Below are 17144 nucleotides of genomic sequence, written 5' to 3' on the forward strand. Positions count from 1 at the left end.
CGCATACAACAGTTTGCTCACCTATACATCCAGGTGAGAGGACATGAATCATGTCGGTGACCGACGAACTGCTCGCCAACAACGCTTCGTACGCCGCCCAGTTCTCCGGCCCGCTCCCGCTGCCACCGGCCAAGCACGTGGCCGTACTGGCGTGCATGGACGCCCGCATCGACGTGTACCGCGTGCTGGGGCTTCAGGAGGGCGAGGCGCACGTCATCCGCAACGCCGGCGGCGTCGTGACCGAGGACGAGATCCGTTCGCTCGCCATCAGCCAGCGCCTGCTCGGCACGCGCGAGATCATCCTCATCCACCACACCGACTGCGGCATGCTGACGTTCACCGACGACGAGTTCAAGCGCTCGATCCAGGACGAGGTCGGCATCAAGCCCTCCTGGTCCGCCGAGGCGTTCGGCGACCTGGAAGAGGACGTGCGCCAGTCACTCGCGCGCATCACCGGCAACCCGTTCGTGCCGGTGAAGGACTCCGTGCGCGGCTTCGTCTTCGACGTCGCCACCGGCGTGCTGACCGAGGTGAAGCCCTAGACGCACACCCAGCAGTAGAGCCGTTCCTCGTTCTTGACGGCTTCCGCGGCCAGGGCCTGGAGCTCACCCAGGATCTCGGCCAGAACGAGGGGATCGAACCCGTTCAGCTCCTCGATCTTCGCCCAGGCCGCCGCGATCTCGTAGAGCCCCCCGGCCGCGGCGAGCCCGTCCCTCAGCCCGTCGGTGACGGTGAGGACCAGCACCTCACCGTCATCTTCGATCGCCAGGTCGTCGCCGCACCGCGAGTCCTCGAACACCTCGTCGTAGGGCCTGCCGGTGAGCAGCTCTTCCAGCTGCCCCATCACCACAACGGGATCGAGCGACTTGGTCTCGACCGTCCTGAACACCCCCACCGGCCCGCCGTCGATCGTGGCGGCCGCGAGCTCGTCCGACGGCGCGACGAAGTAGTCGTACAAGACACCCAATTTCGCGGTCCCTTCAGGCATGTACGCGATGCTCTTCGCAGTAGATCACGTGCAGCCACTTCCAGTGCCGCTGGTCTTCGGTGATCTCCGCGCAGCAGTGTTCGCCTGGATTCTCGTGCATGAACTGATGGCCGTCCTCGACCAGTCTCCGGAACTCCTGTCCCTGCGAGTGGAACGCAGGTGCGCTCCCCACCATGAACACCGTGTCGCCCGAGATCTCCCCGCGCAGCACGTCCCGGTTGTCTTTGTGGTGCAACCGGTCGTAGTCGGGTTCCGCTCCAAAGCCTTGGCAGGTGACGGTGTGCGGCCGCCCAGGGCCGAGCTTGCCCCGCACTTCCTTCCACTTAGACAGCCGGAAGCCCAGACTGTGGTGCAACAGCACCAGATCCAGGAACGGGCCGTCGCTCCAGACACATTCTGCGGCGTCGGTCTGCTTCAACGGCAAGTACACCAACGTGCGCGGCGACCGCATCGCAAACGCCCAGGCCATAGCAATCGTCCGTGCCGCGGCCTTGTCCACACACGACTCAGCGCCCACCCACGACTCGTACAGCGGTGCGTGCTTCACGGGCTGAGCAGGCCGCACCACCCGGTACTCGTCCCGCCCCAGCCTGACCGTGCTGACGAGCGTGCGCCAGCGTTCCCCCGTCAGCTTCATCGGCGCGTGCTCACCCGGTGCTCGTCGCAGTACACGACGTGCAACCAGTTCCAGTGCCGGTCCTTGGCGGTGACCTCGGCGCAACAGTGCGTGCCGGGAACCCCGTGCATGTGCCGCGGGCAGTCCTCGACCAGCTGCCGCAACGCCCGTCCGCCGGCCTGAAACGCAGGCCTGTCACCCACGACGAACACGGTGCTTTCCGCGATCTCGCCGCGCAGCGTCTCCGGCGTCCACCGGGGCACCGGGCGCTCTTCCGGCATCCCTTGGCACACAACGGTGTGCGGTCGAGCGTCCCGCAGCTTGGCGCGCACGTCCTTCCACTTCGACCGCCGGAACCCGAGGCCGTGGTGCAACAGCACCAGGTCCAGCGCGGGCCCGTCGCTGCTGCGGCACTCGCGGTCGCTCTGCCGCAATGGCAGGTACACCAACGTGCGTGGCGACCGCATCGCAAACGCCCAAGCCATGGCAATCGTCCGTGCAGCCGCTTTGTCCACGCAGATCTCGACGCCCATGTACCCCTCGTACAGCGGCGCATGACGCAACGGCAGGGCAGGCCGTACCACGCGGTACTCGTCCTTGCCCAGCCTCACCGTGCTGACGAGCGTGCGCCAGCGTTCCCCCTCGAGTTTCATCGCGGGGAACGCTAGAGGCAGGTCAACGGTTACGGCGACCGATTTCAGCCCTCGGCGGCGAGCTGACCGCAGGCGGCCGCGATCTCCTGCCCACGCGTGTCCCGCACGGTGCACTCGACACCCTGCTCACGCACCCGCCGCACGAACTCCCGCTCCACCGGCTTCGGCGACGCGTCCCACTTGCTGCCCGGCGTCGGGTTCAGCGGGATCAGGTTCACGTGCACGAGCTGCCCCAGGTACTTGCGCAGCTTCTTGCCGAGCAGATCCGCCCGCCAGCCCTGGTCGTTGATGTCGCGGATGAGCGCGTACTCGATGGACACGCGCCGTCCGGTCTTGTCCGCGTAGCCGCGCGCCGCTTCGAGCACCTCGGCGACGTTCCACTTGGTGTTGACCGGCACCAGCGTGTCGCGCAGCTCGTCGTCCGGCGTGTGCAGCGACACGGCGAGGCGGACCTGGAGGTTCTCCTCGGTCAGCTTCTTGATCGCGGGCACGAGGCCGACCGTCGACACCGTCACGTGGCGCTGCGAGATGCCCAGGCCGTCCGGCGCCGGGTCGCAGATGCGGTGGACTGCCTCGAGGATGCGCTTGTAGTTCGCGAGCGGCTCGCCCATGCCCATGAACACGATGTTCGACAGCCGGCCGGGGCCGCCGGGCAGGTCGCCGTCACGCATGGCGGCGGCGCCGAGGCGCACCTGGTCCACGATCTCCGCGGTCGACAGGTTGCGCTGCAGGCCGCCCTGGCCGGTAGCGCAGAACGGGCACGCCATGCCGCAGCCGGCCTGCGACGAGATGCACAGCGTCGCGCGGTCCGGGTAGCGCATCAGGACGGACTCGATGAGCGTGCCGTCGTGCGCGCGCAGCAGGGTCTTCGACGTCGCGCCCTCGTCTGCCGTGACCTTGCGCACGACCGTGAACAACGGCGGCATCAGGTCGGCGACGAGCTTGTCGCGCGTGGTGGCCGGGATGTCGGTCATCTCGGCGGGGTCGACGGTCAGGCGGCTGAAGTAGTGGTTCGACAGCTGCTTCGCCCGGAACGGCTTCTCCCCCAGGGCCGCAACGGCTTCCGCGCGTTGGGCGGGCGAGAGGTCGACCAGGTGGCGCGGCGGCAGGCCGCGCTTGGGCGCGTCGAAGACAAGGGGAAGCGAGGTCATAGCACATCTAGTGTCCCACGAACTTCACCAACACAAGACCGTTGCATCGCGATAGATTCCGATATATCGTTAGCGACATGATGATGAAACCACACCACAGAGAGCACCACCACAGGCATCGCCGCGGTCCCTTCGGGGGCGGCGGCAGGGGCGGCCGACAGAGGCGCGGCAACGTCCGGGCGGCAGTTCTGTCCTTGCTGGCAGAACGGCCGATGCACGGCTACGAGATCATTCAGGAGATCGCCAAGCGCACCGGCGGCGTGTGGAGCCCGAGCCCCGGCTCGGTCTACCCGACGCTGCAGATGCTCGCCGACGAAGGCCTCGTCTCCGCACTGGAAGAAGGAGGCAAGAAGCTGTTCACGCTGACCGAGCACGGCAGGGCGGAGCACACGGCCCCGCCCTGGAACGACATCGACATCCAGCTCGACCCGGTCGACGGCGAACTGCGCACAGCGGTCCGGCTGCTCGGCGCCGCGATGGAGCAGATCTCCCACGCGGGCACGCCCGAACAGAAGACCCGCGCCGCCGAGCACTACAACGAGCTGCGCCGCAAGCTGTACGCGATCCTCGCCGAGGAGTGACCTACCACCGGTCGTGCACGTGCGGCCGGATCAGCTCGTCGTACACCGCCGCGACGGCCTTGCCGTCCACCGGTCGCAACCCGGCGGCCTGGGAGTTCGCCCGAGCCTGCTCCGCGTTGCGAGCACCGGGAATCACCACCGTGACGCCGGACTGGTCCACGATCCACCTGAGCGCGAACTGCGCCATCGTGGCACCTTCCGGCACCAGCGGCCGCAGGCGTTCCACCGCCTCCAGGCCCACCTCGTAGGGAACTCCGGAGAAGGTCTCGCCGACGTCGAAGGCCTCGCCGTTGCGGTTGTAGTTGCGGTGATCATCCGCACCGAAAGTCGTTGCCCTGTCGTACTTCCCGGTCAGCAACCCGGACGCGAGCGGCACCCGCGCGATGATCGCGACCCCCGCCTGCGCGGCCTGGGGCAGCACCTCCTCGAGGGGCTTGAGCCGGAACGCGTTCAGGATGATCTGCACGCTGGCCACGTGCGGACGCCTGATCGCCTCCAGCGCCTCCTCGACCTTCTCCACCGACACGCCGTAGGCGGCAATCCGTTGCTGCTCAACCATCTCGTCCAAGGTGTCGTACACCTCGTCACGGCTGTACACCGCGGTGGGCGGGCAGTGCAGCTGCACGAGATCCAACGTGTCGACGCCCAGATTGCGGCGGCTCCGGTCGTTCCACGCGAGGAAGTTCTCCCGGCTGTACCCCTCCGCGACCTGCGCCGGCAGCCGCCGCCCCATCTTCGTGGCGACGAACACCCCGTCGTCCTTGCGCTCCTTGAGGAACCGCCCGACGAGCGTCTCACTACGACCGTCGCCGTACACGTCGGCGGTGTCGAAGAAGTCGACCCCCGTGTCGGCCGCGGCGTGCAGCAACGCGAGCGCGTCGCTCTCGTCCACCTCGCCCCAGTCCGCGCCGAGCTGCCAGCAGCCCAGTCCCACGACGCCGACCTGGCGGTTCAACCTGCCTGCGTTTCGCTTCTCCACGAATCGAAGCCTAGTCGCCGATCGCCGGAGCCTCCGGGTTGTGCTGGCGCCACCGCAACGCGAACACCGCTGCCTGCGGTGCACGCTCTCCCAGGTCCGGATGCGAGACCAGGAGATCCACGACCTCGCCCGCCTCGGGATGGCTCCCGAAGAGCTTCAACCACTCCACGGCACGATCGAGGACCTCGTCCGCAACAGGACCGCGCAACGGTTCCAGGGCGAGCATCTCGCCGATCAACTTGCCGGTCCGCACGTCGCCGAGGTGATCGGTGATCCACTCCGTCACCTCCGTCACCGTGGTTGAGATCTCCGCGTCGGAGACACACGGGTACACGAACTTGATGAGCGCGTCGATGACCTTGTGAGCCCTGGCTTCGCGGTGGTGCGACAAGAACCACCGCTCCGCGCACCTCGCGGCCTCCGGGCTGAAGTCCGTCGACAGCAACGTCCAGAGCAGGTGCCCGGCCTGGTAGGCGCCGGGGTTGTCATCGACCCAGCCCAGCCCCCACTCGACGACCCCGGCGCGCTGCCGCCCGTCGTTGAGATGCCTCGACTGGAGCAGCGGGACGATGACGAGCCAAGCCCGCGGGTGAGCGCGGTTGTGCTCTCGCCACCGCAGAGCGGTGCTCATGATCGCGGACGGGTTCGCGGGACAGTCGGCCTTGACGAGCGACCCGAGCAACCGGGCAGGACCAGGATCGGTCAGGTGATGCTCGCACCACTGATGGGCCTGGTGGACGACCTCGTCCGCGGCGCAGAAGTAAGGCTCCTGATCGATGCGAGCGACCAAAGCGGTCAGCACGCTTCCCACCCCGGGATCGTCGGCGTTCCAGCGAAACCAGTCCATGGCCAGGTCGGCGACCTCGGCCACGTCCGGCCCGGCGCTGAGCGTTGCCGACTTGAGCAACGCGGAGAGCACCTTGGCGAACCCCCGGTGCGCGGACTGGAGCCGCAACCAGCTCATCGCGCTCTCCCTGGCGACCACGATCGCCCGGGAGTTCCGGTCGGCGGCGTCGAGCAGGACGGTCAGGAGGTGACTCGCGCCCAGGTGCCCCTGGTTGCGATCGAGCCAGGTGCCGGCGTGGCCCAGCACCGCGCCGGCGCTGGCCTCGTCGAGGTCCGGCAGTTTGAGCATGCGCTGCAGGACGTAGTTGGCGCTGCCGTGTTCGGGGTTGTGGTCCAGCCACTGCAACGCGAGCGTTGAGACGACCTTCGACTGTTCGGCGTCGAGGCCGCGATGCTTGAGCGTGTGGCTGTGCATGTAGCCCGCATCCGGCACCGTCACGTTGCTCTTGAGCCAGGTGAGGAGGTACTCCCACAACGCCGGGGCAGCGGCGAAGTCCAGGTCCGGTCTCCTGAGGAGTCCTCTCAGGACGTGAACGCCGCTGGGCGCGCCCTGGTTGCGGTCGAGCCAGCACTGGGCGTGGATCCAGGCGTCGGCGGAGTACGCGACACCAAGATCGTCACGTGACACGAACCGGCCCAGGACGAACCCGGCGTTCGGGTTCGTGGTGTTGTTCGCCAGCCACAGGTCGGCGAAACCGAGAAGCGCGGCCGTGGCGGGTTCGTCCAGATCTCTCCTGGCGAGCAGGACCTGCAACAGACGTCCCGCACTGTCCTCGTGGATCTTGTGGTCCAGCCAGTCGATCGAGTACCTCATCAACTTCGCCGCAGTCGGCTCGTCGGCCTCGGGATGCGCGAGCATCCGGCTGATGACGTAACTGACGTCAGCCGACTCAGTGCGCGAATCAAGCCAGTCGAACACGTGGCCGAACATCACGAACGCCGACTCACGCGAAAGACCGGCCACCGCCAGCAAAGGCTTGATGAGGTACTCCGCCTCAGCGCTCAGGCTGCGCTCGGGTTCCCCCAGCCAGCCCAGAGCCAGCTCCAGCACCCGAGCCTCGAGGTCCGGATCGAGATCACGGCGCGAAACAAGCCGTCCCAGGACGTTCGCGGCGGTCAACTCCCCGGCGTTGTCCTCCAGCCAGGTCTCGGCGCGCTTGACCACCGCCGACAGGCTCGCCCCGTCGAGATCTTCCCGGGACAGAACGCTCTGCAGCACGTGACCGGCGCCGCGATGGCCAGGGTTCTCGTCAAGCCAGGAGAACGCCACGCGCTCGGCTTTCGCGAAAGTTTCGCCATCGACTTCGGGATGCATGATCACACGACCGAGGACGAAACTGACATCAGTCAGGCCGCGGTGCGAATCAATCCAGTCGAAGACATGGCCGAACACCACGGGTGCCGACTCACGCAAGAGGCCGGCCGTCGTCAGCAAAGGCCGGAAGAGATATTCCGCCTCAGCGGTTCGGCCGTACCCGGATTCCCTCAACCACCCCAGAGCCAGCTCCAGCACGCGAGCCTCGAGGTCCGGATCGAGATCACGACGCGCGAAGAGCCGCCCCAGAACGTAGGTGGCGTGGAACTTCCTGGCGTTGGTCTCCAACCAGGTCTCGGTGTGGCCGAGAACCTCGGCCAGGTCGTCCGCCGCCAGATCCATCCGCGCGAGCAGACCCTGCAGCAGGTGGCCGGCGCCGTCCTCCTCGAGGTTGTTCTTCAGCCAGGGCAACGCGTACTTGACGAGCTTCGACACGGTCGCCTGATCCACTCCGGCACGCAGGACCAACCTGCTGACCGTGTAACTGATGTCCGCCACGTCCGCGCAGCTTTCGAGCCACCTGAGCACATGACCGGACACGGCGGACAGCGTCGCCCTCGAAAGACGCGGCAGCATGAGCATGGACTTGAGCACGAAGTCGGCTCGAAGGTGGTTTTCGTACTGCGCCAGCCACTGTCGCGCGTAGGCCAGAGCAGAAGCGGTTTGGTCGTCCCCCAGTTGCGCGACCAGCACCGGCCCGATGACGTGGCAGGCGAACGACCTGTCCACGTGGAGGCTCAGCCAGTTGAGCGCGTGACCGACGCTCAACTCGGCCATGCGCGCGGGCAGGTTGGGGCGTGACAGCAGAATTCTCAGCAGGTGACACGCCTCGGCATCCGCCCAGTTGTGCCGCAGGACTGTTTCGGCGGCCGCCAGCACGGTGTCCCCGTGCTGCCCGAGATGAGGCGCGGCGAGCATGGCCTTGGCCAGCGCCATGGCGCTGGACGTGCCGGGCCCCGAGGAGATCCAGGTGAGCGCCTCCGAGACCGTCGCGTCGACGTCGGCAGAGTCCTGGAGCGCGAGCAGGCCGTGCAGAACCTGACCTGCCCCTCCGTGCTGGTTGTTGACGCGCAGCCACGCCATGCCGTGCTCGACGAGCCTCTCCCGCCGCTCGCCGAGATCGGAGCGAGCCATCAGGGTGAACAGCAGGCGTGACGCCTCCGCTGCCGTGCGATGAACCTCGAGCCAGCTCATCGCGTGTCGCAGCACGACATCCGTGACCGCGAGCAGGTCGGATCGAGTCGCCAGAGCGGCCAGCACGTGGTGCGTGTTCGCGTTGTCCGGATAGGTGCCGAGCCAGGCGACACTCCAGTTGATCGACGCGGTCGCGTGGTTGTCGCCCAGATCGGTTCTGGTCACCAGCGCCGCCAGCACGCCGCCGGCCTCCGGCTTGTCGCGGTGCCGCCGCAACCACTGCTGCCCTTGTTTGAGCACAGGGGTGAGACGGTCGCCGAGATCCGCGCAACCCAGCAGACCTCGAAGCGCGAAGTGGGCTTCTCTGACGCGGCAGAACGTGGTGAACCACGTCATCGCCAGATCGAGGATCTCGTCCCGGTGTTCACCGGAGTCCCTGCGAGCCAGGAGCGCGCCGAGCACGAACTCCGCTTCCAGGCGATCGATGTTCGCGTTCAGCCACTGGACCGCGGACGGCACGAGGTGCCCCGCGTCGTACAGGCGCAGTCCTCTGTAGAACAGGTGTCTCGCGTGCACCGTGTCGCCGTACTGCTCCAGCCACGGCGTGATCAGCTCCGGCCAGAGCACCTCGGGCGTGTCACCCCACGGGGGCCCGTCGAGCAGGGCTCCGAGCGCATATCCCCCTGCCAGCGGATCTGCGCACATGGCCTCGTTGACCCGCGCCGCGTGGCGTCTCATCCAGGTTCGGCAGAAGTCTCCGAGTGCCGTCGCGGCACCGATCTCGAGGTCCCTCATGAGCCTGTTCAGCTGCGTCGCGTATCTGCCGCAGGTTCGCGCGGAGGCGTAGCAGGGTGCCAGCACCGCTTCCGCGGCCTCGGTGCGAACGCGATTCTCCGGCGAGCTGAGCAGAACTCGTTCCAGCAGTTGGTCGACGACGATGTCATGAACCACCTCGAGCTCGTCGCCTCCGTCTTCCAGCCAACCCATGCGGAGAAGCACGTCGACCAGGTGCGGTGCGTGTGAGTCGGGCTGACCGAGTTCGCGGAGGGTCACGGCCGCCGCGGCCTCGACGGCCGGCCGCGATTGCGGGCAGGAAGCCACCAGAGCGCTGATCGCCTGCAGGCGTGGCGTCGGGCTCACCACGTCCCACATCGACTCGGGTGCGGGGACGTCCATCTCGTCCTCGGCCAGTCGCTGGTTCAGCCACCTCAGCAGGTCTCCGGACCTGGTGGTGACGTCCTGGTCCGGCTGCACCAGCAATCCAGAAAGGACACGGGCCTCGATCTCACGTGCGATCAGCATCGTGATGACCGGTCTCTTGCCGCATATCGCCGACAACCACGGCCTGCCGTACCTCTCGATGGCCGTGGGCGCTTCGACGAGGAGGATCGCGTCCTGGACGGCGGCCAGGTGATCCGGGTCCGTGCGCAGATGCACCTGGTCGAACGCTCGCTTGACCGGGTCGGCCTTCGACACCAGCAGCCAGCCAGGACGAGCCGACGCCAGCACCGCGACGTGCTGACCTCTGGCTCGCGCATCGGGGATCAGCCGATCGCACAGGGCCGCGGGCTCGAACCCGCGGTACTCGCTCGCGTAGTCGACGATCACGAGAGTGGGAAGTCCCGACTCGCGCACAGCGGTGTCCACGTCGTCGTAGGTGGCGAGCGGCTCACCCGGCTTGACGTGCAGAACTCGCCAGTCGTGCTTCTCGGCCACCTGTGCGACCTCGAAACACGTACGGCTCTTGCCCGAGCCGGCGACGCCCACGAGCAGAAGACCCCGTCCGCCTTCCACCTTCAACCGTTCGAACAAGCGGCCGGGTGCGGAGTCGTGGTCACCCGGATCCACGAAGGGCAACCGCTCCGCGATCAGATTGCGCCGGAACTTCGAGAGTCCCGCGACCATGCGCTGATGAGACACAACAGAATCGGACTGCCGCTCCGCCACGGCGACGACCGAACAGCCGTTCTCGCGAATGATCGAGGCGAACAGCGGATCTGCCAGCGCACGGCCGATGTCGACGGCATCGGCACTGCTCGTCCCCGCCGCCGGCAGCCTGCGTGACATCACACCGACCACCAGGCCCTGCGGAGTCCGCACAGCCGCGCCGGACATCCCGACCCAGGGATCACCGGTGGTGTCACGCGGTGCGGCGGTGGTGATCGAGAGATCGAGCAACCCGGTCTTGCTGTTCGACTCGGCCTGAATGGTGCCGACGACGTGTTTGGACTCTCGAACGCCGGGATCGTCCTCCGCGCTCGACCGCGTCGTGAACTTCGGATAGCCCGACGCCTCGAAGTCGATTTGCGAGCGGGTCGAGGACGACAGGTCACCGAACACCGCGGGGCTTGTTTCAGCTGATGGGTGTTGAACCAGTCTGAGCACCGCGATGTCGACGCCGGGCGCGCCCCGCCACACGACTTCCGCGTCCGTGGGCGTGCCGCCACTGAGCCGCACCTTGTGTTTGGAAATTTCCTCGTGCAGCAAATGCGCGGCGGTGAGGATCAAATGCGTGCTGATGCGATATCCGGAACCGTATTCGCCCCCTCCGCCGAGTACCTCCACCAACCGGGGCTTGCCCAGAGCAACCAAAACGACCTCGCGCTCAGTCCGGGAACCGGCTGGTCCGATCGCCGGTCCAGACCTCGGTTCCGTCAGCCTTGCTCGGTTGCAGCTGGATCTTGACGGTGTGCGTGGCGGAGTTGGATCCCGACGCCTTCACCCCGGCGTTGACCACCCAGAACTTGATTCCCGCGGTGCCTTCGACCTTGTCGCTCACGGCCACCTGGAATTCCAGGTCGACCGTACCTAGCTTGAACTTGATGTCCTGGTCGGCCGAGCCCGCGATGGACTCCGCCAGTTCGGCTCGCAAAGCCTGAATCGCCTCTGCCAACCCAATCTCCGCCATGAGGACACCTTTCGGAAACCCGGCAACGGGAACGCAGTCGCGATCCCTGCCCAGGGTGATCGAAGGGTGCACGCGGAGCGTTACCGCCGGATTTGAAAGTCCAATTCGGACGGGCTTGAACTGCGGTGATAGCCACGCGAAATGCGTCCGTTCGGTGCGCGACAGGCAGCCGCCGAGCCCGGCCGGGGAGCGCTCGTCAGAGGATCAGGCCCTGCGGCTTGCGCCGGACGTGCACGCGGTAGCCGACCGGAAAACTCAGTCCGTTCACGGAGGCGATCGCCCGTTCGGCGACCTTCGCGGAGAACTCGATGCGCAGCACGGCCTCCAGGTCCTCCCGCTTCTCGAACCGCCACTCCGCCGTGACGCGTCGCAGCGAGAACCCGTTGTCCGCGAAGAACTTCTCGACCACGGCCGGGTCGTAGCGCGGCTCGTCGGCGCGCAGCCAGGGGCCGTACGGATCGGCCGAGCCGTCCAGGTCCACGATCGCGAGCGCGCCGCCCGGCCGCAGCACGCGGTCCGTTTCGCGCAGTCCCGGTTCGCAGCCCGGTCCGAAGAAGTAGGCGGTGCGGGCGTGCACGACGTCGGCAGAGGCGTCGTCGAGCGGAAGTCGTTGCGCGGGACCGGAAACGACGCGCGCATTGGCCAAGCCGGCCGTCCGCTGCCTGGCCCGGACGACCAGAGGCGGGTGCGGTTCGACGCCCGTGACGGACTTCGCGGTGCGAGCGATCAGCGGCAAATGGAATCCGTCGCCGCAGCCGACGTCCACCACGTCCCGGCCGCCAAACAGACATTCTTCGCTTAACGCCGCCCAAATCGCGCCGTGGACGTCCTGCGCGCGGTTTTCGACCTCGTAGACGTCGGGCCAGTGCCAGATGTTCGGACTGGGCACGACTTCCGCCGGACGCACCGCGTTCAGCGCCGCTCGCACGAATCCCCTCACGAAGACACTGTAGGGCTTCCATTTGCCGATGACCGTTCGAATTCGTCCAACTACGGCGTAGCGTTGTGGCACTTCTTTCCCTGCAGGAGGCGGCAGTGTCGATCGCGCCCAACACGCCCCAGCTCGCGCCGTTGCTGTCCGGAAGTCCGTGCTGGGTCGAGAGATCCGTCGACGACCTCAAGGCCGCGATCGAGTTCTACACCGGCCTGTTCGGCTGGCACTACGCCGACGACGACGGCTACACCGTGGCGATGGTGGACGGCATCCCCGTCGCCGGACTGCCGCAGGGTGAACCGGACGCGTGGCGGTTGTACCTGGTCACGCCCCATGCGCGCGCGACCGCGGAGAAGGCTTTCCACCTCGGCGGATCGGTGCTGCGCAACCCGGAGGACGCCGCCGACCACACGCAGAGCACGGTGATCGAGGACCCGACCGGCGCCGTCGTCGGGTTCCGGCACGTGCCACCGGACTGGCGGTTCGGCACGGGCGGGCACGGCGCCTACGCCTGGGCCGAGCTGAACACCCGTGACGGTGCGGCGGCCGACGAGTTCTTCGGCGAGCTGTGCCACTACGACATCACGCAGATCGGCGACGGGCATCGGCTGGACTACGCGTCGTGGTCCGTCGAGGGCACCGAGGTGATCGGCCGGCAGAAGATGGGGCGCGAGTTCCCCTACGGAGAGCGCTCCCACTGGATGGTCTACTTCAACGCCGCGCCCGAGATCGGCACCGACTCGGTGGCCTACCGGGTGCTGGAACTGGGCGGCCGGGTGACCGTCGAGCCCTACGACACCCCGTTCGGACGCATCACCGTGGTCGAGGACCACGCGGGAATGGCCTTCTCCGTGATCGACCAGTCCCGCGTCATCGAAGCCGAGCCGCGCAGCGAGGTCGACGACCCGTTCGACGACTGAATGCCCGACTACTGCACGAAGAGGTGCAGCAGCAGCCAGGAGGCGACGGCGGACGGGAGGAGCGAGTCCATCCGGTCCATCAGGCCGCCGTGGCCGGGCAGCAGCGTGCCCATGTCCTTGATGCCGAGGTCGCGCTTGATCAGCGACTCGACCAGGTCGCCCGCGGTGGCCGTGACGACGAGCACGGCACCGAACAGCGCGCCCTGCCACCACTGGCCGTCGAGCAGCGTCGTCACCGTGATCGCGCCGCCGACCGCACCGGCGGTCAACGAGCCCGCGAAGCCCTCCCAGGACTTCTTGGGGCTGATCGTCGGTGCCATCGGGTGCTTGCCGAGGAAGACACCGGCCGCGTAACCGCCGACGTCCGAGAGCACCACTCCGATGATGAACGCGAACGCGCGGCCCGCACCGTCCTCGGGAACGACGAGCATGGCCGCGAACGCCGCGAACAACGGGATGTACGCGACGGTGAACACCGACGCGCTCAGGTCGCGCAGGTAGCCGTCCGAGCCGCCGCGGAACCGCCAGATCATGCACACCAGCACGGTGACCACGAACGCGGTCATCATGCCGGAGCGCTCCAGCGGCCACGACAGCCAGATGATCGCCTGGCCACCGATCAACGCGGGCCACAGGGCGACGTTGATGCCGGCCTTCTTGAAGGCGTTCGTGATCTCCCACGTCGACACCGCCGCGGCAGCCGCGACGATGCCGATGAAGGTCTCCTTCACGGTCAGCAGCGACACCAGGATCAGGGCGCCGAGGCCGACCCCGACCAGGATCGCCGCGCGCAGGTCACGACCCGCGCGCGACGGCTTGGACGTGGGGACGTCCGCGGGACCGCCTGCCACCTGTGCTCCCATCGAGACCTCCGCCCGGCCTGGGCAATCACGCCTGCGGCGACTCGGCCGGGCGAACCATCAGTGGAACATCAGACTTCGAGGAGTTCGGCTTCCTTGTGCTTCACGAGCTCTTCGACCTGCGCGACGTAGCGGTGGGTCAGAGCCTCGAGCTCCTTCTCGCCACGGGCTCCGTCGTCCTCGCCGACCTCGCCGTCCTTGACGAGCTTGTCGATCTCTTCCTTCGCCTTGCGACGGACGCCGCGCAGGGAGACCTTCGCGTCCTCGCCCTTCGACTTCGCGACCTTCACCATGTCCCGGCGGCGCTCCTCGGAGAGCTGCGGGATGACGATGCGGATGATCGCGCCGTCGTTGCTCGGGTTGACGCCCAGGTCGGAGTCCCGGATCGCCTTCTCGATGGCGTTGAGCTGGCCCGCGTCGTACGGCTTGACGACCGCCATGCGCGCCTCGGGAACGGTGATGCTCGCCATCTGGTTCAGCGGCGTCATCGAGCCGTAGTAGTCAATGTGGATTCGGTTGAACATCGAGGGAGTCGCACGACCGGTTCGGACGGAGGAGAGGTTCTCCTTCGCCACCGAAACCGCCTTTTCCATCTTCTCCTCGGCGTCGAGGAGGGTCTCGTCGATCACGACTGCTCCTTGCTCTGCGTGTTCGTGCCCAATTCCCGGTCCTGGAGAGATCCCACCAGGTCTAGAAGGCCGGGCGGCCACCGGGGGTGCTGACCAGAGTGCCGATCTTCTCACCACGCACCGCGCGCGCGATGTTCCCCTCGGTGAGGAGGTTGAAGACGAGGATCGGCATGTTGTTGTCCATGCAGAGGCTGAACGCCGTCGCGTCGGCGACGTTGAGGCCGCGCTCCAGGACCTCGCGGTGGGTGATGTTGTCGAACATCAACGCGTCCGGGTCGATCTTGGGGTCGGCCGTGTAGACGCCGTCGACGGCCTTGGCCATCAGGACGATCTCGCAGCCGATCTCCAGCGCGCGCTGGGCGGCCGTGGTGTCCGTGGAGAAGTACGGCAGACCGGCGCCGCCACCGAAGATCACGACGCGTTCCTTCTCGAGGTGACGCATCGCGCGGCGGGGAATGTACGACTCGGCGACCTGCGTCATCTGGATGGAGGTCTGCACGCGGGTGTCGATGCCGTGCTCGCGCTCGAGGAAGTCCTGCAGCGCCAGGCAGTTCATGACCGTGCCGAGCATGCCCATGTAGTCGGCGCGCGAACGGTCCATCCCGCGCTGCTGGAGCTCGGACCCGCGGAAGAAGTTGCCACCACCGATCACGACGGCGACCTGCACGCCGGACTTGTGGACGGCCGCGATCTGCTTGGCCACTGTCTGGACGACATCGGGATCAACACCGACGCCACCGCCGCCGAACATCTCGCCACCGAGCTTGAGCATCACCCGGTTGTAGCCGTGGCTGCCTTCTTCGCTCACAGGTCCTCTCCTCGCGCTTTTGGCCTGGAAACTTCTGTGGACACGCCAAGGGCGGGGTCGCTGGTGCCTGCAACCCCGCCCTCATGCGAATCAGCTCTGGCCGACCTCGAACCGAGCGAAACGGGTAACCGTCACGCCGGCCTCGTCCAGAAGAGCCTTGACCGTCTTCTTGCTGTCCGTCACGGAAGCCTGCTCGGTGAGCACGACGTCCTTGAAGAAGCCGTTCACGCGACCCTCGACGATCTTGGGGAGCGCGCCCTCGGGCTTGCCCTCCTCGCGAGCGGTCTCCTCGGCGATGCGACGCTCGTTGGCGACGAGCTCCTCGGGGACCTCGTCACGCGTGACGTACTTCGGGCGCATCGCGGCGATCTGCATCGCGGCACCCTTGGCGACCTCGGCGTTGTCGCCGGTGTACTCGACGAGCACGCCGACGGCGGGCGGCAGGTCGGCAGCGCGCTTGTGCAGGTAGACCGAGACGGTGCCGTCGTAGTCGACGGCCTTGGCCAGCTCGAGCTTCTCGCCGATCTTGGCGGAGAACTCCTGGACCAGCGCGTCCACGGTCTTCCCGTCGACCTCGACGGCCTTGAGGGCCTCGACGTCGGCGACCTTGTTCGCCTTGGCGAGCGCGACGATGTCGTCGGCCAGGGCGATGAAGTCGGCGTTCTTGGCGACGAAGTCGGTCTCGCAGCGGAGCTCGACCATCGCGCCGTCCTTGACGGCGACGAGGCCGTTGGACGTGGTGCGCTCGGCGCGCTTGCCGACGTCCTTCGCGCCCTTGATGCGCAGGATCTCGACGGCCTTGTCGAAGTCGCCGTCAGCCTCGTCCAGCGCCTTCTTGCAGTCCATCATGCCGGCGGCGGTCAGCTCGCGGAGCTTCTTGACGTCCGCGGTGGTGTAGTTCGCCATCGTTTTCCTTCTGCGATGTACGCGCTTAGGTCACGAGGTGCCCGCTTGTCGCGGGCACCTCGTGGGGGAGATCAGGACTGGACGGGCTGCTCGGCCGCGGCCGGAGCCGGGGCCTCAGTCGCGACGGCGGCGTTGGTGGTGAGGAGCTCCTGCTCCCACTCCGCCAGCGGCTCGTCGGCGGCGACCTCGGGCTTGTCCTGGCCCTCCGCGGCGTCGCGGCGAGCACCGGAGCGCTGCATGAGACCGGCGGCGGCGGCCTCGGCCACGACCTTGGTCAGCAGGGCGGCGGAACGGATCGCGTCGTCGTTGCCCGGAATCGGGAACTCGACCTCGTCCGGGTCGCAGTTGGTGTCGAGGATCGCGACGATCGGGATGTTCAGCTTGCGAGCCTCACCGACCGCGATGTGCTCCTTCTTGGTGTCCACGATCCACACGGCGCTGGGCACCTTGGACATGTCGCGGATACCGCCGAGCGTGCGCTCCAGCTTGTCCTTCTCGCGGTTCATCATCAGGATTTCCTTCTTGGTGAAACCCTGGAAACCGCCGGTCTGCTCCATCGACTCGAGCTCCTTGAGGCGCTGAAGCCTCTTGTGGACCGTCGAGAAGTTGGTGAGCATGCCGCCCAGCCAGCGCTGGTTCACGTAGGGCATGCCGACGCGGAGCGCCTCGTTGGCGATGGCCTCCTGCGCCTGCTTCTTCGTGCCGATGAACAGGATCGACCCGCCGTGCGCGACCGTTTCCTTCACGAACTCGTAAGCCCGGTCGATGTAGGTCAGCGTCTGCTGCAGGTCGATGATGTAGATGCCGTTGCGCTCAGTGAGGATGTAGCGCTTCATCTTCGGGTTCCAGCGCCGGGTCTGGTGCCCGAAGTGCACGCCGCTGTCAAGCAGCTGCTTCATGGTTACGACGGCCATGG

Annotated in this window: 16 protein-coding genes; 3 read left to right on the forward strand and 13 right to left on the reverse strand. The window is 67.2% G+C overall.

From position 1 onward, the window contains the following. The first annotated feature begins 50 nt into the window (after positions 1-50). Positions 51-542, forward strand: a complete 492-nt coding sequence (locus ACH413_RS47620; RefSeq protein ID WP_360047328.1) for a carbonic anhydrase — start codon at positions 51-53, stop codon at positions 540-542. Here the strand turns inward: ACH413_RS47620 and ACH413_RS47625 are convergent. Genes ACH413_RS47625 through rlmN form a run of 4 tightly spaced genes read right to left on the reverse strand, consistent with a single transcriptional unit; the run spans position 539 to position 3408 of the window. Beyond that, complete coding sequence (locus ACH413_RS47625) at positions 539-988, reverse strand: hypothetical protein (protein WP_360047329.1); 450 nt, start codon at positions 986-988, stop codon at positions 539-541. The two genes, ACH413_RS47620 and ACH413_RS47625, sit on opposite strands and share 4 nt — an antisense overlap. Continuing rightward, positions 981-1625: a hypothetical protein gene (locus ACH413_RS47630; RefSeq protein WP_360047330.1), complete on the reverse strand. Its 645-nt coding sequence runs from the start codon at positions 1623-1625 to the stop codon at positions 981-983. The genes ACH413_RS47625 and ACH413_RS47630 overlap by 8 nt, the downstream gene beginning before the upstream one ends. Continuing rightward, entirely contained in the window at positions 1622-2257 is a 636-nt protein-coding gene (locus ACH413_RS47635) for a hypothetical protein (protein WP_360047331.1), read from the reverse strand. Before ACH413_RS47635 ends, ACH413_RS47630 begins: the two co-directional genes overlap by 4 nt. Before the next feature lie 44 nt (positions 2258-2301). Beyond that, positions 2302-3408 (reverse strand): 23S rRNA (adenine(2503)-C(2))-methyltransferase RlmN, encoded by a 1107-nt coding sequence (gene rlmN, locus ACH413_RS47640; RefSeq protein ID WP_360047332.1) that lies wholly within the window; start codon positions 3406-3408, stop codon positions 2302-2304. A 194-nt stretch (positions 3409-3602) separates the two neighbouring features. Between rlmN and ACH413_RS47645 the strand changes: the two genes are divergently transcribed. Beyond that, positions 3603-3989, forward strand: a complete 387-nt coding sequence (locus ACH413_RS47645; RefSeq protein ID WP_360047333.1) for a PadR family transcriptional regulator — start codon at positions 3603-3605, stop codon at positions 3987-3989. Position 3990: 1 nt separating this feature from the next. On the opposite strand, the gene ACH413_RS47650 is transcribed toward ACH413_RS47645, so the two are convergent. The 4 genes from ACH413_RS47650 to ACH413_RS47665 form a co-directional block, all read right to left on the reverse strand. Further along, on the reverse strand, positions 3991-4968 hold the full coding sequence (locus ACH413_RS47650) for an aldo/keto reductase (RefSeq protein ID WP_360047334.1): 978 nt from the start codon (positions 4966-4968) through the stop codon (positions 3991-3993). Between the two features lie 10 nt (positions 4969-4978). Then, positions 4979-10828: a serine protease gene (locus tag ACH413_RS47655; RefSeq protein WP_360047335.1), complete on the reverse strand. Its 5850-nt coding sequence runs from the start codon at positions 10826-10828 to the stop codon at positions 4979-4981. A 40-nt stretch (positions 10829-10868) separates the two neighbouring features. Beyond that, the gene (locus ACH413_RS47660) at positions 10869-11171 is read right to left on the reverse strand and encodes a trypco2 family protein (RefSeq protein ID WP_360047336.1); all 303 of its coding nucleotides are present in this window, start codon (positions 11169-11171) and stop codon (positions 10869-10871) included. Between the two features lie 196 nt (positions 11172-11367). Beyond that, positions 11368-12111, reverse strand: coding sequence for a class I SAM-dependent methyltransferase (locus tag ACH413_RS47665; protein WP_360047337.1), 744 nt, complete (start codon positions 12109-12111; stop codon positions 11368-11370). A 95-nt stretch (positions 12112-12206) separates the two neighbouring features. Here ACH413_RS47665 and ACH413_RS47670 point away from each other — a divergent pair, with 95 nt between their 5' ends. Continuing rightward, entirely contained in the window at positions 12207-13025 is an 819-nt protein-coding gene (locus ACH413_RS47670; RefSeq protein WP_360047338.1) for a VOC family protein, read from the forward strand. Between the two features lie 8 nt (positions 13026-13033). On the opposite strand, the gene ACH413_RS47675 is transcribed toward ACH413_RS47670, so the two are convergent. From ACH413_RS47675 to rpsB, 5 genes are all read right to left on the reverse strand, one after another. Continuing rightward, positions 13034-13888, reverse strand: coding sequence for a phosphatidate cytidylyltransferase (locus ACH413_RS47675; RefSeq protein ID WP_360047339.1), 855 nt, complete (start codon positions 13886-13888; stop codon positions 13034-13036). Between the two features lie 68 nt (positions 13889-13956). After that, on the reverse strand, positions 13957-14514 hold the full coding sequence (gene frr / locus ACH413_RS47680) for a ribosome recycling factor (RefSeq protein WP_090066386.1): 558 nt from the start codon (positions 14512-14514) through the stop codon (positions 13957-13959). A gap of 61 nt (positions 14515-14575) precedes the next feature. Continuing rightward, on the reverse strand, positions 14576-15286 hold the full coding sequence (gene pyrH, locus ACH413_RS47685) for a UMP kinase (protein ID WP_396426237.1): 711 nt from the start codon (positions 15284-15286) through the stop codon (positions 14576-14578). A 126-nt stretch (positions 15287-15412) separates the two neighbouring features. Continuing rightward, entirely contained in the window at positions 15413-16228 is an 816-nt protein-coding gene (tsf, locus tag ACH413_RS47690; protein WP_093593403.1) for a translation elongation factor Ts, read from the reverse strand. 71 nt (positions 16229-16299) lie between these two features. Next, positions 16300-17142 carry a 30S ribosomal protein S2 gene (gene rpsB, locus ACH413_RS47695; protein ID WP_360047340.1) on the reverse strand — a complete coding sequence of 281 codons (843 nt, stop codon included), beginning with the start codon at positions 17140-17142 and terminating at the stop codon, positions 16300-16302. Between the last annotated feature and the right edge of the window lie 2 nt (positions 17143-17144).

Origin of the sequence: Lentzea sp. NPDC020367 (assembly GCF_044387305.1) — a bacterium.
Classification (GTDB): domain Bacteria; phylum Actinomycetota; class Actinomycetes; order Mycobacteriales; family Pseudonocardiaceae; genus Lentzea.

Bases quoted from the DNA above. Each gene is read 5' to 3' on its own strand.
- ACH413_RS47620 (WP_360047328.1), top strand. From the start codon at position 51: ATGTCGGTGACCGACGAACTGCTCGCCAACAACGCTTCGTACGCCGCC.
- ACH413_RS47625 (WP_360047329.1), bottom strand. From the start codon at position 988: ATGCCTGAAGGGACCGCGAAATTGGGTGTCTTGTACGACTACTTCGTC.
- ACH413_RS47630 (WP_360047330.1), bottom strand. From the start codon at position 1,625: ATGAAGCTGACGGGGGAACGCTGGCGCACGCTCGTCAGCACGGTCAGG.
- ACH413_RS47635 (WP_360047331.1), bottom strand. From the start codon at position 2,257: ATGAAACTCGAGGGGGAACGCTGGCGCACGCTCGTCAGCACGGTGAGG.
- rlmN (WP_360047332.1), bottom strand. From the start codon at position 3,408: ATGACCTCGCTTCCCCTTGTCTTCGACGCGCCCAAGCGCGGCCTGCCG.
- ACH413_RS47660 (WP_360047336.1), bottom strand. From the start codon at position 11,171: ATGGCGGAGATTGGGTTGGCAGAGGCGATTCAGGCTTTGCGAGCCGAA.
- ACH413_RS47675 (WP_360047339.1), bottom strand. From the start codon at position 13,888: ATGGGAGCACAGGTGGCAGGCGGTCCCGCGGACGTCCCCACGTCCAAG.
- pyrH (WP_396426237.1), bottom strand. From the start codon at position 15,286: ATGCTCAAGCTCGGTGGCGAGATGTTCGGCGGCGGTGGCGTCGGTGTT.
- tsf (WP_093593403.1), bottom strand. From the start codon at position 16,228: ATGGCGAACTACACCACCGCGGACGTCAAGAAGCTCCGCGAGCTGACC.
- rpsB (WP_360047340.1), bottom strand. From the start codon at position 17,142: ATGGCCGTCGTAACCATGAAGCAGCTGCTTGACAGCGGCGTGCACTTC.